This is a genomic window from Actinopolyspora sp. BKK2 (assembly GCF_011291845.1).
In the GTDB taxonomy this organism is placed as follows: domain Bacteria; phylum Actinomycetota; class Actinomycetes; order Mycobacteriales; family Pseudonocardiaceae; genus Actinopolyspora; species Actinopolyspora saharensis.
Map to the genome: position 1 here is coordinate 38,908 of NZ_JAANTE010000014.1, position 17,489 is coordinate 56,396.

A 17,489-nucleotide genomic window follows, 5' to 3' on the forward strand; every position below is an offset into this window, starting at 1 on the left:
CGCGGCCCCGATTACAACCACCGGGCGTTTTCCTCCGGTGAGGCCAGCAGCCCCCGGACCTCGCCCGGCGCGTCGGGCTTGGCGAAGAACCAGCCCTGACCCGTCTCGCAGCCGATCTCGCTCATCCGCTCCGCCTGAGTCCGGGTCTCCACCCCTTCCGCGGTGACCGTCAACCCCAGGGTGTGCGAGAGGTCCACCAGCGTGCCGACGATCCTGGCGTCCACCGGGTCGATGTTGCCGCCGTCGGCGAGGCCCTCCATGAAGGAGCCGGCGATCTTGAGCTCGTGGACCGGAAGGTGCTTGAGGTAGGCGAGGTTGGAATAGCCGGTGCCGAAGTCGTCTATCGCGATGCGGACCCCCATGCGCGCGAGGGCGCGCAGCTTCTCGAGCGGCTCGTCCGCGGTACTCATGATCGCGCTTTCCGTCAGCTCGAGCTGAAGCATGGCCGGATCCAGCCCGGTCTCCTCGAGGATCCCGGCCACGTCGGAGACGATGTTGGGGTCCCTGGACTGGCGGACAGCCAGGTTGACGCTCATGAACGGGGCGTCCCGCCCGAACTCGTCCTGCCACGCCTTGGCCTGCTTGCAGGCCTCGCGCAGCACCCAGCGGCCGAGCGGGACGATCATCCCGGTCTCCTCGGCGAGGCCGATGAACTTGTCGGGGCCGAGTCTGCCGAGCTCGGGGTGCCACCACCGCACCAGCGCCTCCACGCCCGATACCCGGTACTGCCCGAGACCGACCAGGGGCTGGTACTCGACGTAGAACTCGTTGCGCTCCAGAGCCGCGGGCATGGTGGCCGACAGCCTGAACTGGGCGACCTCGCTGGCGTTGCGCTCGGTGTCGAACAGCGCCCACTGGTTCTTGCCCTCGGCCTTGGCCCAGTAGAGCGTGACGTCGGCGTCGCGCATCAGCTCGGAGGCGGTCTGCCCCGTCACGGGGCGTTCCAGGATGCCGATGCTCGCCGAGACGGACAGCTCCTGGTTGCCCACCCGAATGGTGGGGCTCAGGGTTTCCAGGACCCGGTCGGCCACGTCGATGGCCTGCTGGGTTCCCCGGGAACCCTCTATGAGGATCACGAACTCGTCGCCACCCATGCGCGCGACCATCCGGTCCTCGCCGTTCACGGTCGCCGCCAGCCGCTGCGCGACCGTCACCAGCAGGTCGTCACCGACGTGATGGCCGAGGCTGTCGTTGATGACCTTGAAGCCGTCCAGGTCCAGGTAGCACAGCGCCACGCGCCTGGGTTCCTCGTCCGGCCCCGACTTCTCGCGCAGCGCCTCGTTGATGCGTTCGAGGAACAGCGCGCGGTTCGGCAGCCCGGTGAGCGGGTCGTGCAGCGCCTGGTGCCGCAGCCTGTCCTGCAGCCTCTTGCGGTCGGTGACGTCCTCCATCAGGGCCACCTGGTACAGCGGCAGGCCGTCGTCGCCGCGCACCAGGGACACGATCAGCTCCGTCCAGGACTTGCTCCCGTCGGGGCGGCTGAACTGCTTCTCCACCCGGTACTGCTCCCGCTCGCCGCGGATGAGCTCCTCGTGGGTCCGCCAGATGGAGTCGCTGTCCTCCGGCTCCATGAGGTCGTGGACCATCAGGCCGTTCATCTCCTCGGAGGTGCGTCCGAGGATGCGGCGCAGCGAGTCGTTGGCCTCCAGGATCCGGCCCTCGGTGTCGGCGACGCCGATGCCGAGGGCGGCCTCGGAGAAGATGGCCCTGAACCTGGCCTCGCTGGTCCGCAGGGCCTGCTCGACCGAGTCGCGGGCGTCCAGGACCGCCTGGCGGATCGCCTCCTGCTCGTCCAGGGTGCGCTTCCGCGCGGCATGCATGAAGCCCGCGCTTATCGCCGCCTGCACAGCGGAGACGCGGGAGCGCAGCTCGGGGCTCTCGGGGAGGCCGAACAGCGGAAGCATCCGCTCCCCGACGCACTCCACCGTCCTGGCCAGTGATTCCGCACCGGTGAAGTGCGCCGACACGAGGTCGGAGCCCACTTCGCGAGCGCCTTCGGTGTTCTGCGGTCGGCTGAGCAGCGCTTCGGCCAGCCGGGCGGTGTAGGCCTCCAGCTGTTCCTCCACCTCGGCTCCGGTCATCGGGACGTAGCTGGTCCCGACCAGAGCCCGGGTCCAAGCCGCGGCGAACTCCCGCCTGCGTTCCCCGTCCACATCAGTCACGTCCTGAGCGCTCGATACAGGCGCTGTCCAGCCGGTCATGCCTGCGGCGCCCTCCGCTCGTCGTAGTCGCCCGCGCAAGGTACTCGGGGAGCATACGGCCGATGCCACCCGTCGGTCGAACGCGGAACCTGCTGTCGTCCAGGGTAGCTATCCCCACGGGGTCGGCAGGAGATGCGGACCAAGATCGAAACCGACGTTCATGTCACTCGAACAGGTCGAATTTTGCCGATTGAGCGTTGTCCGTTTTGCCTCGTTGTGGTCAAACGGTAACACGACACCTGGTGGAAGCAGTGAAACGCTCGCTCCGCACGCCACGCAACCGAGACCCGACAACGGCAGTCACCGCAGGACCGCGGATGCAGTAGAGCACCAGCACAGCGCGCAACCCGACCACTCGAGCAAGGTTTTGTGTAAGTTCTAAGGGGAAACGCATGCACCGTTCAGTCAGATCCGGGCGCGCCGGCGCGTTGACCTACGGATTATCAGCGATCTTCAGCGCGGTCCTGCTGCTGAGCACCTCCGCGTACGCGGCGAGCTCCTCGTCCGCGGGGCGGCAGGTCGGTGGCCACTCGATGGGCTCACAGATCCGGAAGCACGAGGAGACCGTCCCCCGGAAGGGGCCGAACACCCTGAAGAACGCCTCCGTGCGTGGCATGGACGTCAGCGGTCACCAGAACAGGGTCGACTGGCAGCACTGGTGGGGCAAGGGGATGCGCTTCACCTACGTGAAGGCGACCGAGGGCACCGGCTACACCAGCCCGGACTTCAACCACCAGTACAACGGCTCGTACCGGGTGGGCATGATCAGGGGCGCCTATCACTTCGCCCTGCCGGACCGCTCCAGCGGAGCCGTTCAGGCGCGGCACTTCGTCCGCAACGGCGGAGGCTGGTCCGCCGACGGCAAAACGCTGCCCGGGGCGCTGGACATCGAGTACAACCCGTACGGGCCCACCTGCTACGGGAAGAGCCGAGGGCAGATGACCGCCTGGATCCGCGACTTCAGCGACACCTACCGGAAGCTCACCGGCAGGTACCCCACCATCTACACGAGCACCCGCTGGTGGAACAAGTGCGTCGACGGCGAGTTCGGCTCGACGAACCCGCTGTGGATCGCGCGGTACAACGACTTCATCGGGGAACTGCCCAAGGGCTGGGGGTTCCACACGTTCTGGCAGTACACGTCCTCACCGCTGGATCAGAACCTGTTCAACGGCACCTACGAGCAGTTGAGGCGGCTGGCGCTCAACAAGTGAGCGACGGCGCCGACCGTGCGCGCACGGCCGGCGCGTCGTGAGCCCCGGACGAATCGTCCGCTCGGAAAGCGGTGCTCGGGGCGGGGTTCGCTTCGGCGCTGCCCGCGCCGAAGCGGTGGCACTGCCCGCCGGAACGTCCGCAGGCGCCGCTGGCACTGAGAACGATCCACTGCACGAGTCGAGTCCCCGGAAAACCCTCCGCACGAGGTGAGCGCTTACGAGCCCGTGCAGGAGGAGAAGCCCCGGTGCGTGAGTCGGATGCACTGCAAGGCCGGAAGGGCACGTGGCGAAGGTCGCTGCTCGAGGTGCCCTCCAACGCTCCCGAAGCACCGACTCACGTGCCCCGGCTACCGCGACCCACCCGCGCAGAGCTCTGCCGCGGGACGTCAGCCGAACAGGGCGGGCAGAGTTCCCTCCCAGGTGCTGCGCAGCTCGGACAGCGGGATGTCGCCGATTCCCTGGATCTCCAGCGACTGGGACTCGGTGTCGACGACCCCGATCTTCGTGCACGGCAGCTCCCTGGCGGAGCAGAGCTCGGTGAAGCGCAGCTCCTCACCGCGCGGCACCGAGACCACGGCCCGCCCGGCGGACTCGGAGAACAGCCACACGAAGGGGTCGGCTCCCTCGGGCAGCACGATCCGCGCCCCAGTCTCGCCGATCAGCGACATCTCCACCAGGGCCTGGGCCAGCCCGCCCTCGGAGAGGTCGTGCGCTGCCGAGACCAGCCCGTCCCGCGCACCGACGGCCAGGATGTCGCCGAGCAGCTTCTCCCCGGCGAGATCCACGGCCGGCGGCGTGCCACCGAGGTGACCGTGAACCACCCCGGCCCACTCGGAGCCGCCGAACTCCTCGCGGGTGTCGCCGAGCAGCAGCAGTGACTCACCGGGAGCCGCGCCGATCCCCGTGGGGATCCGGCGGGTGACGTCGTCGATCACCCCGAGCACTCCGACCACGGGGGTCGGCAGGATCGGGCTGCTGCCCGTCTGGTTGTAGAAGCTCACGTTGCCGCCGGTGACCGGGATGCCCAGCTCGGCCGAGGCATCGGCCAGTCCGCGGACCGCCTGCTGGAACTGCCACATCACCGCGGGGTCCTCGGCCGAGCCGAAGTTGAGGCAGTTCGTCACCGCCACCGGCTTCGAACCGGTCACCGCCACGTTGCGGTAGGCCTCGGCCAGGGCGAGCTGGGCCCCCCGGTAGGGGTCGAGCCTGGTGTAACGGGCGTTGCAGTCGGTCGCCACGGCGATGCCGCGTCCGGTCTCCTCGTCGATCCGCAGCACCCCGCCGTCCGAGGGCTGCGCCAGCACGGTGTTGCCGCGGACGTAGTGGTCGTACTGGCTGGTCACCCAGTCGCGGGAGCACAGGTTGGGGGAGGCCGCCATGCGCAGCAGCGTCTCGCGCAGCTCCTCCGCGGTGGAGGGGCGGGCGAGCGTGTCCGGGTTGTCCGCGGTGATCAGGTCCTGCTCGGCCGGGCGCTGGACCGGGCGCTCGTAGACGGGCCCCTCGTCGGCCACCGTCCGGGGCGGGACGTCGACGACGCGCTGACCCTGCCAGTCGATCTCCAGGTTCTCCCCGTCGGTGACCTCACCGATGACGGTGGCGGTCACGTCCCACTTGCGGCAGACCTCCATGAAGCCTTCCACATCGGAGGGACGCACGATCGCGCACATCCGCTCCTGCGACTCGCTGGACAGGATCTCCGCCGGATTCATCCCCTCCGCGCGCAGCGGCACCTCGTCCAGGTCGATCCACATCCCGCCGTCGCCCGCGGAGGCGAGCTCGGAGGTGGCGCAGGAGAGCCCGGCCCCTCCGAGGTCCTGCACACCGACCACGAGCCCGGAGCGGTACAGCTCCAGGCAGCACTCGATGAGCACCTTCTCGGTGAACGGGTCCCCCACCTGCACGCTGGGGAGCTTCTTGCGTCCGCCGCCGGTCTCGTCCCCGCTGAAGGTCTCCGAGGCGAGCACGGAAACCCCGCCGATGCCGTCCAGACCGGTGCGCGCGCCGAACAGGATCACCTTGTTGCCCGCGCCGCTGGCGTGGGCCAGCTGCACCTCGTCCGACTTGAGCACCCCGACGCACATGGCGTTGACCAGCGGATTGCTCGCGTAGGACTCGTCGAAGACGACCTCGCCGCCGATGTTGGGCAGCCCCAGGCAGTTGCCGTACCCGCCGATGCCCTCGACCACACCGGGCAGCACCCGCGCGGTGTCGGGAGCCTCGGCGGGGCCGAAGCGCAGCGGATCGGCCACCGCGACCGGGCGCGCCCCCATCGCCATGATGTCGCGGACGATGCCGCCGACACCGGTCGCCGCGCCCTGATGCGGCTCGACGTAGGAGGGATGGTTGTGGCTTTCCACCTTGAAGGTGACCGCCCAGCCGTCGCCGACGTCGACGACCCCGGCGTTCTCCCCGATGCCCGCGATCATCTTGGACCGCATCTGCTCGGTGGTGGCCTCGCCGAAGTACTTCAGGTGGACCTTGGAGGACTTGTAGGAGCAGTGCTCGCTCCACATGACCGAGTACATCGCGAGCTCGGCCTCGGTGGGGCGGCGCCCGAGTATCCCGCGGATGCGCTCGTACTCGTCGTCGGCCAGTCCGAGCTCGCGGTAGGGCTGCGCGGCCTCGGGGGTCCGCGCGGCGTGCTCGGTGCTGTCCACGCGCTCGGAGTCGCCGTCGGCTCGTGCGGCGGGTTCGTGGGTGGTTTCGGTCATGCTGGCACCAGGGTGTCGAGAGCGGACAGGAACATGCCGAGGCCGTCGTCGGTGGGCCCGGTGAGCGGGTCGATCGCGTGCTCGGGGTGGGGCATCAGCCCCGCGACCCTGCCGCGCGCGTCGGTGATCCCCGCGATGTCGCGCCGTGAGCCGTTCGGGTTTCCGTCCACGTAGCGGAAGAGGACCCGGCCCTCGCCCTCGAGCTCGTCGAGCGTGGACTCGTCGGCCACGTAGCAGCCCTCACCGTGCTTGACGGGGATCAGCAGATCGGCGCCGGGCTCGTAGCGGGTGGTCCAGGTGCTCGTGGTGTTCTCCGCGCGCAGCCACTGGTCGCGGCAGACGTAGTGCAACCCCTCGTTGCGGGTCAGCACCCCGGGAAGCAGTCCGGCCTCGCAGAGCACCTGGAAGCCGTTGCACACCCCGAGCACCGGCATCCCCCGCTCGGCCGCGCGCACGACCTCGGTCATGACCGGTGCGAACTTGGCGATCGCCCCGCAGCGCAGGTAGTCGCCGTAGCTGAACCCGCCGGGGACGATCACGGCGTCCACGCCGTGCAGGTCGGCGTCGGCGTGCCACAGCGACACCGCGGAGGCCCCGGACCGGCGCACCGCGCGACGGGCGTCCCCGTCGTCCAGCGAGCCGGGGAAGGTGATCACGCCTATCCTGGCCCCCGCCGCGCTCATGATTCCACCCGGCGCACGGCCCAGTCCTCGATCACGGGGTTAGCGAGGAAACTCTCGGCGATCTTGGCGAGCGTGTCGTCGTCGACGTCGTCGGCGACCTCCAGCTCGAACCGCTTTCCCTGGCGAACTTGCGAAATGCCTTCGAAACCCTGGCGGGGCAGCGCGTTGGCCACCGCCTGACCCTGCGGGTCGAGGATCTCCTGCTTCGGCATGACGTCGACAACGACTCGGGCCACGGGCGTCGCTCCCGGAACTTGTGCGGATCCGCCTCCGCAGTACGGCGACGGATGGTCGGCGTTACGAGTAAAGCGTAACTGAGCTGCGAGTTCCCTCCGCGCAGCCGGGGAGGCAGTGGGGTGGGGTGGGTCACGCTCGCGGCCGTGGAGCGCCCGGTCCGCTCGGGTGGCGCACCGCCCCCTCGCCGGGATCGTCCTCGGGACAGGACCGTTACCGGGCCGCGCCCGCCACGGATACCGGAAAACCGGCCGGTCAGGACCGGTGAGTCACCCGACTCCGGGACGGGCCAACCGGCAGTGCGGCGGGACGGCCCCGCGGGGCGTAGGGTGGGAAGTGGTCGTTGTTCCGAGATCGTGTTTCAACATGCTCGCAGGATTCCGATGCGGGCGAGCTTCCGTCTTTAGTTCAGCTGGAGTAGGTGCCGTCTGAGATCCACGACCCGGGCTTCCACGAGGTGTGGTCGTTCGTTATTCCGGCTCCGAAACAGGAGGTAGAACATGGCACAGGGAACCGTGAAGTGGTTCAACTCGGAAAAGGGCTTCGGCTTCATCGCCCCGGACGAGGGCGGTCCTGACGTTTTCGTGCACTACTCGGCGATCGACGCCGACGGCTTCCGCAGCCTGGACGAGGACCAGCAGGTGACCTACGAGGTCACCCAGGGGCCCAAGGGTCCGCAGGCGGACATGGTGCGCGGACTGTAACTTCCGCGTTTCGCGTGACGGTGGCTGCCGGCTCGCTCCGGCAGCCACCGTTCGCCCGGTGAGCGGAGCTCCGCTCACCGCCACGGGCGGGCACTCGCCCGCTCCGCGGCGCTGTCGAAGGAACGCCACGGGCCTTTCGACCAGGCCCGGGCGGAGGAAGGAAATTTATCTCCACAACGAAATCACCGTTCTCCGGTGAGCAGCTGCGTCGTGACGAGTCGGCGGAGACCCGCCGACCGGTGTCCCCCGAGCAGTCGCACGGGGTCGACCGACGTGGCGCCCGGCGGAAGCAGTTCCCCCGCCGACACGATTCCGTGAGCCCGGTCCGGTTCATCGAGCCGGAACCGCTCGAGGGTTTCGAACCGGAATCCGAGGCCGTCGATTACCGGCAGGCCGCGAAGAGCGGACTCAACAACCCCTTCGAACAACCCACCTCCTGAGAGCCGCCACCCGCTCACGCGGTGGCGCGGGTGGCGGAATCTCCCGCGGGCTCGAGCTCCGGGCCCCGACATCGAGCAGCACCCCACGTCACATCGAGGCGTCCTCGTGAGAGCAACGCGAGGACCCCGTGGCGGTGCGAGTTACCGGGGCCGCTTCGGCGTGGCAACGTCGGCCTCGAAACGCTCCGGCGCTCGGCTCGGGGTGCCGGAGCAGCGATCTATGCGGCCTCTCCCGCCTCGTTCCGGTGCAGCCGCCCCCGCAGATGGGTCCTGCCCGCGGTCGAGTGCAGCGCGAAGGACTTCTCCGCCGAGTCCGGGGCCGTCCGCTCGGTGAACTCCACCCGCGAGGGCAGCAGCACCGGCTTGGCGAACTCGACGTCCACGGTGCAGGCCGTGGGCAGCCGCCCCTCGAAGGCCGCCAGGCAGCGCGCCGCGGACCACATGCCGTGAGCGATCGTCCGGGGAAAGCCGAACGCCTTCGCCGTGAGCGGATGCAGGTGTATGGGATTGCGATCCCCGGACACCGCGGCGTAGCGCCTGCCCAGATCCCCGGGCAGTTTCCACACCGCGGTGGGCTGCCCCGCCTCGATCTCGGCGATGTCCTCCTGCCGGGGGGCTGACTCGTTCCTGGCCCCCCGGTGCAGGTAGGTGCTGGTCTCGGTCCACACGGTCCGTCCGCCGACACCGGTCTCGGTGACCACGTCGAACTGGATCCCCTTCGGGTGCGGACGCGGACCGGCCAGGCGCACCCGCTGGGTCAGCGTGTCGGTCACCAGCAGCGGCTCGTGCCTGGTGATGCTGTTGGCCACGTGGACCAGACCGACCAGCGGGAACGGGAAGTCCCGGTCGGTCATCAGGCGCACCGCGAGCGGGAACGAAGTGATGTGCGGATAGGTGAGCGGCAGCTCGTCCCTGGTGCCGAACCCGCAGATCCGGTTGTACTCGGCCAGGTGCTCGCGGTCGACGGGGACGTCGGAGCGCACGTACTCGGTGCCCGGCAGGTCCTCCTCCGCCGAAGCTCCCCGGCGCAGCGGGGCCGTGGCCGCGGCCTTCAGGTACAGCGGGCCGAGTTTCGGGGACTCGGTGAGTTCTGCTGTCGACATCGCCGGTTTCCACCTTTCCGTTGGGGAGTGCGCGGTTTGATTCGCTCGGGTGGTTCCGCGGGGGAACCCGCGGCGGTGCCGGTGGGCGGGGTGATGCTTCGGCGCTGCCCCGCGCCAACAACACCGGTCGGACAGCGCATCGCCGTCACGTCGAGAGCTGGCGAGCACCACCGGAGGAGTTGCGTCCCTCCCCCTGGCGCCGCGGGTCAGCCGCCCAGCATGCTCTGCCCGCACACCCGGATCACGTTGCCGTTGACCCCGTCGGATCCGGGATCGGCGTAGAAGGCGACCGTCTCGGCCACGTCGATCGGCAACCCGCCCTGCGCGAGGCTGTTCATCCGCCTGCCCGCCTCGCGGATCACCAGCGGGACGGCCGCCGTCATCGCGGTCTCGATGAAACCGGGCGCCACGGCGTTGATCGTCACGCCGCGTTCGGCCGCGCGCTCCGCGAGCGCTTGCACGTGGCCGATCACCCCGGCTTTCGAGGTGGCGTAGTTCGCCTGACCGACGTTGCCCGCTATACCGCTTATCGAGGCCACCCCGATGAGCCTTCCTCCCCTGCGCAGCGGTGAGGAGTCCGCGAGCAGCGCGGCGTTGAGGCGTTCCTGCGCCGCCAGGTTGACCGCGAGCACCGGCTCCCACCTCTCCGCGCTCATGCGCCCGATGGTCTTGTCCCGGGTGATACCCGCGTTGTGCACCACGACGTCGAGACCCTCGTGGCGCTCGGTGAAGTGCTCGACGACGCGCTGCGGGGCGTCCTGCGCGGTGATGTCGAGCTGCAGCGCCGAACCACCGATCCGGTTGGCCACCTTCGCCAGGTCCTCGCCCTGGGCCGGGACGTCCAGGCACACCACGTGGGCCCCGTCGCGGGCGAGGGTCTCGGCGATCGAAGCCCCTATGCCGCGGGAAGCGCCGGTGACCAGCGCGACCTTCCCGCGCAGTGGTTGCTGCCCGTCGGCCTCCCCGGTCCGCCGCGCCCCGACGCGGATCACCTGCCCGGAGACGAAGGCGGACTTGGCCGACAGCAGGAACCGCAGTGTGGAGTCGACGGCCTCCTCCCCGCCGCGCGAGACGTGGACGAGCTGGGCGGTCGCACCGCCCTTGAGTTCCTTGCCCGCGGTCCGCACGAAGCCCTCCAGCGCGCGTTGCGCGGTCCGCTCCGCCGGGTCCTCGATCTCCTCCGGTGGGGTTCCGAGCACGATCAGCCTTCCGCAGCGGGCCGTCCGGCGGATCACCGGGGAGAAGAAGTCGCGCAGCTGCCCCAGCCGGGTGCTGTCCGTGATTCCGGTGGCGTCGAAGACCAGTCCGGCGTAGCGCTCGTCCTCGGCCGGGGTCTCGTGGACCTCCGCGCGCACCGCCTCGAGGGTCCGCGTGAGCGAGGGGCCGAGCCGGGATCCCTCGGCCGCGCCGAGCAGCACCGGTCCGGAGACGACGGGGTCGCCGGGGCGGTACCTGCGCAGCGGGGTCGGGGCTGGCAGCCCGAGACGTCCGGCCAAGCGCCGTCCGAACTGCGCGGAGACGAGCTTGCTGTACGGGTCGGCCATGACTGAGACTCCTCAACGACGCGCGTGGTCCAGCACTCGACGCATAAGCTACCCGTCGGTAGGTTAAGTTGCCAGCAGGCCGGGAACCTTCCTGGTGCCGGTATTCGTTGATCAGCTTCCGCGAAGGAGTCGGGCATGTCCACAACTCGCCGTGTCGCCGTCGTCGGAGGGAACCGGATCCCGTTCGCGCGAGCGGGCGGCCCGTACGCGCACGCGTCCAACCAGGACATGCTCACGGCCGCCCTCGACGGGCTGCTGGCACGCCACGGGCTGTCCGGGCAACGGGTCGGGGAGTTCGCGGCCGGGGCCGTGCTCAAGCACAGCCGCGACTTCAACCTGGCCCGCGAGGTCGTGCTCGGCTCGGGCCTCGACCCGCGCACCCCCGCGCACGACGTCCAGATGGCCTGCGCGACCGGTCTGGAAACCGTCGTCTCGATCGCCAACAAGATCGCGCTCGGCCAGCTCGAGTCGGGGATCGCCGGAGGAGTGGACTCGGCCAGCGACGCACCGATAGAGCTCAACGACGAGCTGCGCCGGGTGCTGCTGCGCGCCAACCACGCCAAGGGACCGGGTGGAAAGCTGCGCGCGCTGAGCGGGGTGCGACCCCAGCACGTCGTCCCGGGGATCCCGCGCAACGCGGAACCGCGCACCGGGCTCTCCATGGGCGAGCACGCCGCCAGGACGGCAGCCGCCTGGCAGGTGGGGCGGGCCGAGCAGGACGAGCTCGCCGCGCGCAGCCACCAGCGCCTCGCGGACGCCTACGAACGGGGCTTCTTCGACGACCTGATCACGCCCTTCCAAGGGCTGTCCCGCGACCAGAACCTGCGCCCGGACTCCTCGGAGGAGAAGCTGGCCAAGCTCGAACCGGTGTTCGGGCGCGGCGAGCAGGCCACCATGACCGCGGGCAACTCCACCCCGCTCTCCGACGGCGCGTCCACGGTGCTGCTGGCCAGCGAGGAGTGGGCGAATCACCACCGACTGCCCGTGCTCGCCTACCTCGAGGACTTCGTCTCCGGGGCCGTGGACTACGTCAGCGGTGACGAGGGCCTGCTGATGGCCCCCGCCTACGCGGTTCCCGAGCTGCTGGACCGCGCGGGCAACACGCTCGACCAGTTCGACTTCTACGAGATGCACGAGGCCTTCGCCTCGCAGGTGCTGTGCACGCTGAAGGCCTGGCAGGACCGGGAGTTCTGCTCCCGGCGTCTCGGCCGGAGCGAGCCGCTGGGCGAGATCGACACCGACCGGTTGAACGTGAACGGATCCTCGCTGGCCGCGGGCCACCCCTTCGCGGCCACGGGCGGGCGGATCGTCGCCACGCTGGCCAAGCTGCTGGCCGAGAGCGGTTCCGGGCGCGGGTTGATCTCGATCTGCGCGGCTGGTGGGCAGGGGATTACCGCGATCGTCGAACGATGAGTGTGGGTCGGCGGCTCCTTTTGCTTGGTGGGTCGCTTGGCGGAACCTCAGTCGGCGCCCGGCTGCGGGATCCTCGACATCGGGTAGCGACCTACACAACGTCGAGGCTGTCCTCGCCGGGCACTCGACTGAGAACCCGCGGTCGGTCGGGCTGCGTAGGCTCAAAGCGCTCGCGTTGGGGTGAGGCCCTGGTCGGGAGTTCCCGTCCGGGTTTCGTGGCGGCCCGGTTGCCCCGCGGCGGTGCCGGTTGCTCGGGATCGGAAGTGCTCGCGGTGGTGGACCTGATCGGAGGTTCCCGGTCGGATCTCGGCTGTTCGGTCCGCGCTGCGGCACCGCTTGCCGACAGCCGGCGGTCGGGGAGGGGATGATCGCCGAACAGCGACTTCACCGATCAGTCCACTGTGTCCCGCCCTCGGCGCGCGGCGGGGCGAATCGTCACGGTTCACCCCTTTCGTCCTCTCCGGGAATGCGCGCTCGCCCCCGCCTCGTTGGTTCCGAGCAGTGGTGAGAGCCCGAGTGGCGGGGTTTCGTGATCGGCCGTTCCGACTCGGCGGACATGGTCGAACACGTTCCGTGCCAGTCGTTCGGAGTGCTCGTCGCGGCGTTGCACGCACGATCAATAATGTGTCTTAGATCACATCATGTCGATGGTGTAACGCTTTGATGTACAGGCACGATGAACGGGGTGACTCCGTGATGCTGTCGGACCCCCGACCTGGCAGCATCACGGGGTCGCCACACCCCCTTGCTCATTCTTCGGTCCACGGTGGATGAGCATTTCGAAACTTCCTCGCCCAACGGGTGGTTTCCACGCCGCCGGACGAGGTGTCTCTTCGTCGCGCGAGCGACGAGTCCGATAACTGACATTTCCCTGCCCCGCAGGGCGATGCCGCAGCCCAAGTATTACTACCGTGGGTGATCAAAGGATCACGTGCGGTCTCGGACAGCCCTAAGGAGAGGCACCATGAACACCGCGATTGTGATGATGGGGGCGCTGCTGCCCATCTTGGCGGCCAGCGTGTTCTATGTGAGCGATCGCCGAGTGTCCCCCCAGGTCAGCAGTTCTTCCTCGATGAAGGGCGGGGCGAGCGCGGAAGGGGTTTCCGGCTCCGGTGAACCCGTCCTGGAGACAGCGGGCGAGTCGACAGCACCGGGGGAGACCGCCGGAGCCGAGCGATACTGAAGCGATGCGGCCGTTCGGCGGCCCGAGTCGGACGAAGAACGACTCGGAACGGTTTTCGCGAATCGGGGCCTGCCGTGCTCCGCGCTGCGGGAGCACGGTAGCGCCCGGACGAATTAATTTTCGCTGAGAATCAGTTTCGGAATTTCTTGGAATTTCCTGAAATCTTGCTCGCATCGGGCCGGTGCGGGCGAGCCGCCCGGGCCGGTGGGCTCCGCGGATCAGGAGCCGCTCCGCACCGGGAGGTTCAACCTCACCCCGAGCTCTGCTGCTCGGACTCCTCGTGCGGAACCAGCGCGAGGAACACGCAGCGGACGGTTATGACCACGGGCACGGCCAGCAGCGCCCCGATCACCCCGGTCACGAGCCCGCCCGCGGTCACGGCCAGCACGACGACCAGCGGGTGAACCCGGGCGGCGTCCCCGACCAGCCACGGTTGCAGCACGTTGCCCTCCAACTGCTGCACCACCACCACGATCGCCAACACGATGACCGCCGTGACCAGACCCTTGGTCACCAGGGTGATCAGCACCGCGATGACCCCGGACACCAGCGCCCCGAGCACGGGCAGGAATCCCCCGAGGAAGACCAGCGCGGTGAGCGGCCCGGCCAACGGGACGCCGAGGGCGAACAGCCCGATCCCGATCCCGATGGCGTCGGCGATCGCGACCACGGTCGTGGCGCGGGTGTAGGCGGTCAGCGAGCGGAACACGTCCCGACCCGCCCCTGCGACGCGCTCCCGGTGGCGCTCCGGCAGCACCCCGCAGGTCCTGCGCCACAGGCGCTCACCCTCGTACAGGAAGAACACGAGGGAGAACACCACGAGCAGCGCGCTCGTGAGCAGCGAACCGAGGGTGAAAACGGTCGACATCACCCCCTGGGTCAGCTGCTGCTGGTTTTGCTGCAGCCAGCCGAGCGCCTCCTGCTGCAGCCAGCCGATCCGCTCCGGGGCCAGTCCGAGCGGACCGTGCACGGCCCACTCGTGCAGGGAACGCACCACCGTGGTCAGCTGGCGGAGCAGATCGGGCAGTCCGGCCAGAAAGGACATCACGACGAAACCGACCACGCCGCCCACCAGCGCCAGCCCACCCAGCAGCACCGTCACCGCGGCCAGCCAACGCGGCCAACCCCAACCGCGCAGCTGCCGCACCACGGGCCCGAGCAGGGCGGCCAGCAGGATCGCGATGGCCACGGGCACGAGAATTCCCGTGACGGGCCTGCCGGCTTGGAACAGCGCCCAGAGCGCGAGCGCGATCAGCAGCCAGCGCATCGACCACGTGGCGAGCAGGGCGAAGCCGCGCTCCGCCCCGGTCCGGTCGTCGTCTCCCGCGGAACCGGTCATCTGGTGCGGAGTACCCACGTCCCGCGCAGCGGAAACGGGTCGGGAAGTCACCGGCTCGGTGGTCACCTGACCCGGCGGGCAGGAGGGCCACCAACCGGCGCGGACCGCACGTGACCCGGTCCGCGCGCCGTTCCCCGGAGCACCTGCCGCCCGGTGGGCGAACTCCTCGTGCTCCTGCCGGTCGGCCTGCGCCCTGACGGAATCGGCCAGCGAGTCGAACTTGGAGTCGAAGTCCGCGTGGTCCACGCCCAGTTTGTGGAGCTCGCTCAGTACGTGCTTGGTCTCGTCCTCCTCGTTCAGCCGGTCGTCGACCACCTGCTCACCGGATTCGATGTTGCGCCGTGCCGCGGGGTGTGCGGCCTCGCCTCCTGCGCATGTCCCAGGATCCGGGGCCGAGACCAGCAACAACCGGGCGCTGCCGCGTCGCGGGTCCTGCGAACCCTCCACGGGAGAGAAGTGCCCCGCGCGGCTCCGGCCACACGCCGAACCCGTCCGGGCCGGTCACCCGGGGTTCTCGGTCGCCCGGCGACCCGGTTCCGCGGTGCGCTCGTCGACGACACCGGGAACGGGCCGAGTGCCGGTGAACTGCCCTGCCATCTCGTCCACCCCGCGCTGTGGATGTGCCATCGGCAGCAGGCTCCGCCGGTGCGCGGCCCTGGACGCCGTGTCGAGACGCATGGCCCGGTCCCGGTGCCGGGACAGCTCCGGGCTGCACTCGCCCTCCCGGTTGAACGACCACATCAGCTTCGGCTCGTCCACTGGAAGCGCCGCTGCCGGCTCGCCGTCGTGACGTCCCGTGTGCCAGGTGTGCCACGTCTTGCCGTAGGAGTTCATCAGCAGCCTCATGAGCTCCTTCTCCGCGATCCGCGGCAGGCCGGGCGCGATCAGCTGTCCGGAGAGAACCTCGAAGTTGTGCGGGTGCCAGTAGGGCCTCTCCCGTTCCGGCAGGGTTCCGAACAGGTGAGCCGAGACGATGTACTCGACGCCGACCAGGTTGGCGTCCCCGGTGTTGCCGTCGAACAGCACGCACTGGAGCAGGTCGTCGTTGACGACCTTGCAGTAGTGGTGGGCCTCCATCTGGGAGCCGGGTTCGCCCTTGGCGCAGTGGAACCCGACCACGTAGACGTCGAACCCCCGCAGCGGATCGCTGCTCTGCAGCAGGCGGGCTCCGGTCGCGAGCACCGAGCGCAGCGCGCTCGTGGGGCCGCCCGCGGCGGTGACGGGCGGACGTCGTTTTCGGGCGAACGGTTTCACCATCGGCAGCGGCCTCCTGCTCACGTGGTGGGGCCCACCGGACGGAGCGCTCGGCTCCCCGCTCCGGTGCGGGGCAGCTTCCGCACCGGAAGGGTCGTCCGGCTCCGGTCACCGGCCCCGCCGGGACGCGCCTCGGGCCGGGGGCACGTCGCTGCGGATCTCACGGCGCGGCGGAACGCAGCGCGGGCAGCAGCTCGTTGCTCGCGAACGCGAAGAACCCGGCCGGGTCCTTGTCGACGCCCACCTGAACCAGCGCCACGTCGGTGAAGCCCGCCTGCCAGAAGGCGGACACCGACTTCACGATCGGTTCCACGTCCGGACCGCACGGGATCGCTGCGGCCACGTCCTCCGGGCGCACGTACTGCGTGGCCGCGGCGAAGGACTGAGGGCTCGGTAGCTCGGAGTTGACCTTCCACCCGCCCGCGAACCAGCTGAACTGCTCGTGGGCGCGTTCCGTGGCCGCGGCGCGGTCAGGGTCCCAGCAGATGGGCAGTTGGCCGATCTTGCGGTCGCCCGATCCGCCGGATGACTGGTCCCACTCGCGGCAGAACGATTCCTGGGGCTCCACCGCGATCATCGCGTCGGCGGCCGGTGCGAACCGCCGAACCGACTGCGAGCCCGAGACCGCGGTGCCGATGGGAACCCGCCTGTCCGGCAGGTCCCACAGCTTCGCGGAGTCCACCCGGTAGTGCCTGCCGAGGTAGTCGAGGCTGCCGCCGTCGAACAACCCGGAGATGATCTCCAGTGCCTCCGAGAGCATCTCGTGGCGCACGTTCACCGGCGGCCACCCCCGTCCGAGGAGGTGCTCGTTGAGGTTCTCGCCCGCACCCAGACCGAGCAGGAACCGGTCCCTGGACAACAGCCCCACGGTGGCGGCCTTCTGGGCCACCACGGCCGGGTGGTACCGCATGGTCGGAGCCGTCACGTAGGTCATCAACTCGACGTCGCTGGTCACCTGGGCGACCGCGCCCAGGACGCTCCAGGCGTAGGGCGAGTGTCCCTGCGGCGTCAGCCAGGGGAAGGTGTGATCACTGATCACCTCGAAGTCGAACCCCGCCCGTTCCGCCGACGCCGAGTGCTCCACCAGCGAGCGCGGACCGGACTGCTCCGTCAGCAGCGTGTAGCCGATTCCAACCATGATCAGCCTCCGAGTCGCGCGCGCAGTTCGGGGATGAATTCCTCGTCCCTGTTGCGTATCTCGCCGAGGTCGATGTCGTGCGGCAGCGAGGTGGAGGGCTCCTTCTCCAGCAGGTAACGCACCGACTCCGCGACCACCTCGTTCTCCGCGGGAGGCGGGGAGGTCAGGTCCTCCAGCGTGTCCTGCCCGAAGGTCACCCGGTGCTCGGTGGTCTGCTCACCCTCGTGCACTTCGGCGGCGTACCTGCGTTCGCCCAACCTAAGAACGTCGACCTGCTCGCTCATAGCGACCTCCAGGTTCGAAGGGATTCGGTGCGCCGAACCGGTCC

Annotated in this window: 15 protein-coding genes; 5 read left to right on the forward strand and 10 right to left on the reverse strand. The window is 69.6% G+C overall.

Annotated elements, in window-relative coordinates; genetic code table 11:
• Positions 1-11: 11 nt before the first annotated feature.
• On the reverse strand, positions 12-2,201 hold the full coding sequence (locus G9Q41_RS20855; RefSeq protein ID WP_207631140.1) for an EAL domain-containing protein: 2,190 nt from the start codon (positions 2,199-2,201) through the stop codon (positions 12-14).
• A gap of 392 nt (positions 2,202-2,593) precedes the next feature.
• On the opposite strand from G9Q41_RS20855, the gene G9Q41_RS20860 reads away from it, so the two are divergent.
• A complete protein-coding gene (locus tag G9Q41_RS20860) occupies positions 2,594-3,415 on the forward strand; it encodes a lysozyme (RefSeq protein ID WP_165633089.1) in 822 nt (273 codons plus the stop codon).
• Between the two features lie 386 nt (positions 3,416-3,801).
• Here the strand turns inward: G9Q41_RS20860 and purL are convergent, their stop codons facing one another.
• Genes purL through purS form a run of 3 tightly spaced genes read right to left on the reverse strand, consistent with a single transcriptional unit; the run spans position 3,802 to position 7,045 of the window.
• Positions 3,802-6,126, reverse strand: coding sequence for a phosphoribosylformylglycinamidine synthase subunit PurL (gene purL, locus G9Q41_RS20865; RefSeq protein ID WP_165633090.1), 2,325 nt, complete (start codon positions 6,124-6,126; stop codon positions 3,802-3,804).
• Entirely contained in the window at positions 6,123-6,809 is a 687-nt protein-coding gene (purQ, locus tag G9Q41_RS20870; protein ID WP_092525187.1) for a phosphoribosylformylglycinamidine synthase subunit PurQ, read from the reverse strand. The genes purL and purQ overlap by 4 nt, the downstream gene beginning before the upstream one ends.
• Entirely contained in the window at positions 6,806-7,045 is a 240-nt protein-coding gene (gene purS / locus G9Q41_RS20875) for a phosphoribosylformylglycinamidine synthase subunit PurS (RefSeq protein WP_092525189.1), read from the reverse strand. Before purS ends, purQ begins: the two co-directional genes overlap by 4 nt.
• A gap of 498 nt (positions 7,046-7,543) precedes the next feature.
• Between purS and G9Q41_RS20880 the strand changes: the two genes are divergently transcribed.
• Complete coding sequence (locus G9Q41_RS20880; protein ID WP_017972566.1) at positions 7,544-7,747, forward strand: cold-shock protein; 204 nt, start codon at positions 7,544-7,546, stop codon at positions 7,745-7,747.
• Positions 7,748-8,061: 314 nt separating this feature from the next.
• The gene (locus G9Q41_RS22490) at positions 8,062-8,187 is read left to right on the forward strand and encodes a hypothetical protein (RefSeq protein ID WP_278250948.1); all 126 of its coding nucleotides are present in this window, start codon (positions 8,062-8,064) and stop codon (positions 8,185-8,187) included.
• A gap of 218 nt (positions 8,188-8,405) precedes the next feature.
• On the opposite strand, the gene G9Q41_RS20885 is transcribed toward G9Q41_RS22490, so the two are convergent.
• Positions 8,406-9,290 (reverse strand): MaoC/PaaZ C-terminal domain-containing protein, encoded by an 885-nt coding sequence (locus G9Q41_RS20885; RefSeq protein WP_165633091.1) that lies wholly within the window; start codon positions 9,288-9,290, stop codon positions 8,406-8,408.
• Positions 9,291-9,496: 206 nt separating this feature from the next.
• Positions 9,497-10,834 (reverse strand): 3-oxoacyl-ACP reductase, encoded by a 1,338-nt coding sequence (locus tag G9Q41_RS20890; RefSeq protein WP_165633092.1) that lies wholly within the window; start codon positions 10,832-10,834, stop codon positions 9,497-9,499.
• Between the two features lie 135 nt (positions 10,835-10,969).
• Between G9Q41_RS20890 and G9Q41_RS20895 the strand changes: the two genes are divergently transcribed.
• Positions 10,970-12,247, forward strand: a complete 1,278-nt coding sequence (locus G9Q41_RS20895) for an acetyl-CoA C-acetyltransferase (protein WP_165633093.1) — start codon at positions 10,970-10,972, stop codon at positions 12,245-12,247.
• Between the two features lie 964 nt (positions 12,248-13,211).
• On the forward strand, positions 13,212-13,430 hold the full coding sequence (locus G9Q41_RS20900) for a hypothetical protein (protein ID WP_092525197.1): 219 nt from the start codon (positions 13,212-13,214) through the stop codon (positions 13,428-13,430).
• Positions 13,431-13,680: 250 nt separating this feature from the next.
• Here the strand turns inward: G9Q41_RS20900 and G9Q41_RS20905 are convergent, their stop codons facing one another.
• The 4 genes from G9Q41_RS20905 to G9Q41_RS20920 form a co-directional block, all read right to left on the reverse strand.
• The gene (locus tag G9Q41_RS20905) at positions 13,681-15,216 is read right to left on the reverse strand and encodes an AI-2E family transporter (RefSeq protein WP_165633094.1); all 1,536 of its coding nucleotides are present in this window, start codon (positions 15,214-15,216) and stop codon (positions 13,681-13,683) included.
• Between the two features lie 54 nt (positions 15,217-15,270).
• Positions 15,271-16,026 carry an OBAP family protein gene (locus tag G9Q41_RS20910; RefSeq protein WP_092525203.1) on the reverse strand — a complete coding sequence of 252 codons (756 nt, stop codon included), beginning with the start codon at positions 16,024-16,026 and terminating at the stop codon, positions 15,271-15,273.
• A gap of 157 nt (positions 16,027-16,183) precedes the next feature.
• Complete coding sequence (locus G9Q41_RS20915; RefSeq protein ID WP_165633095.1) at positions 16,184-17,161, reverse strand: TIGR03557 family F420-dependent LLM class oxidoreductase; 978 nt, start codon at positions 17,159-17,161, stop codon at positions 16,184-16,186.
• A 2-nt stretch (positions 17,162-17,163) separates the two neighbouring features.
• The gene (locus G9Q41_RS20920; protein ID WP_165633096.1) at positions 17,164-17,445 is read right to left on the reverse strand and encodes a hypothetical protein; all 282 of its coding nucleotides are present in this window, start codon (positions 17,443-17,445) and stop codon (positions 17,164-17,166) included.
• Between the last annotated feature and the right edge of the window lie 44 nt (positions 17,446-17,489).

Coding starts and splice junctions, on each gene's coding strand:
- G9Q41_RS20855 (WP_207631140.1), bottom strand. CDS start 2,201: ATGACCGGCTGGACAGCGCCTGTATCGAGCGCTCAGGACGTGACTGAT.
- G9Q41_RS20860 (WP_165633089.1), top strand. CDS start 2,594: ATGCACCGTTCAGTCAGATCCGGGCGCGCCGGCGCGTTGACCTACGGA.
- purL (WP_165633090.1), bottom strand. CDS start 6,126: ATGACCGAAACCACCCACGAACCCGCCGCACGAGCCGACGGCGACTCC.
- purQ (WP_092525187.1), bottom strand. CDS start 6,809: ATGAGCGCGGCGGGGGCCAGGATAGGCGTGATCACCTTCCCCGGCTCG.
- G9Q41_RS20880 (WP_017972566.1), top strand. CDS start 7,544: ATGGCACAGGGAACCGTGAAGTGGTTCAACTCGGAAAAGGGCTTCGGC.
- G9Q41_RS20885 (WP_165633091.1), bottom strand. CDS start 9,290: ATGTCGACAGCAGAACTCACCGAGTCCCCGAAACTCGGCCCGCTGTAC.
- G9Q41_RS20890 (WP_165633092.1), bottom strand. CDS start 10,834: ATGGCCGACCCGTACAGCAAGCTCGTCTCCGCGCAGTTCGGACGGCGC.
- G9Q41_RS20895 (WP_165633093.1), top strand. CDS start 10,970: ATGTCCACAACTCGCCGTGTCGCCGTCGTCGGAGGGAACCGGATCCCG.
- G9Q41_RS20900 (WP_092525197.1), top strand. CDS start 13,212: ATGAACACCGCGATTGTGATGATGGGGGCGCTGCTGCCCATCTTGGCG.
- G9Q41_RS20910 (WP_092525203.1), bottom strand. CDS start 16,026: ATGGTGAAACCGTTCGCCCGAAAACGACGTCCGCCCGTCACCGCCGCG.
- G9Q41_RS20915 (WP_165633095.1), bottom strand. CDS start 17,161: ATGGTTGGAATCGGCTACACGCTGCTGACGGAGCAGTCCGGTCCGCGC.
- G9Q41_RS20920 (WP_165633096.1), bottom strand. CDS start 17,445: ATGAGCGAGCAGGTCGACGTTCTTAGGTTGGGCGAACGCAGGTACGCC.